Here is a 539-nt window from a genome sequence, read left to right as displayed (position 1 = left end):
GACGATAAAGGTAAAACTGGTGAAGTTTTAAAAGTTATCCCATCTAAATTACAAGTTATTGTAAAAGATTGTAAAGTAGCTAAAAAAACTGTTAAGCCTGATCAAGAAAAAAACCCTAATGGTGGTTTTGTAAACAAAGAGATGCCTATTGATATCTCAAATGTAGCAAAAGTAGAAGGTGAGTAAGATGGCAAACAGATTACAAGAAAGATATAATACAGAGATTAGACCAGTTTTAGAAACTGAGTTCCCTAAAAACAAAATGTTAACTGCAAAGTTAGAAAAAGTTGTTATTTCTGTAGGTGCTGGTGAAGCAATGAAAGATACAAAATTGATGCAAAACATTCAAGATACTATCTCTTTAATTGCTGGACAACATGCGATTCAAATTATTGCTAAAAAATCAGTTGCTGGTTTTAAAGTAAGAGAAGGTATGCCTGTAGGTGTAAAAGTTACACTTAGAGGTGAGAGAATGTACACATTCTTAGATAAACTTTGTTCTATTGCACTACCTAGAGTAAAAGACTTTAGAGGTCTTA

At 31.9% G+C, this 539-nt stretch carries 2 protein-coding genes; both read left to right on the top strand.

From position 1 onward, the window contains the following. Positions 1-186, top strand: a 186-nt coding sequence (rplX, locus tag ACQY5W_RS13530; RefSeq protein WP_428025492.1) for a 50S ribosomal protein L24, incomplete at its 5' end; no start/stop codon positions are given. Position 187: 1 nt separating this feature from the next. Continuing rightward, positions 188-539: large ribosomal subunit protein uL5 (rpl5, locus tag ACQY5W_RS13525; protein WP_428025491.1), on the top strand; the 352-nt coding region annotated here is incomplete at its 3' end.

Source organism: Arcobacter sp., from assembly GCF_050300555.1.
In the GTDB taxonomy this organism is placed as follows: Bacteria; Campylobacterota; Campylobacteria; order Campylobacterales; family Arcobacteraceae; genus Arcobacter.
Note: the sequence above shows the minus strand (reverse complement) of the source record. Positions and strands in the feature narration are given on the sequence as shown.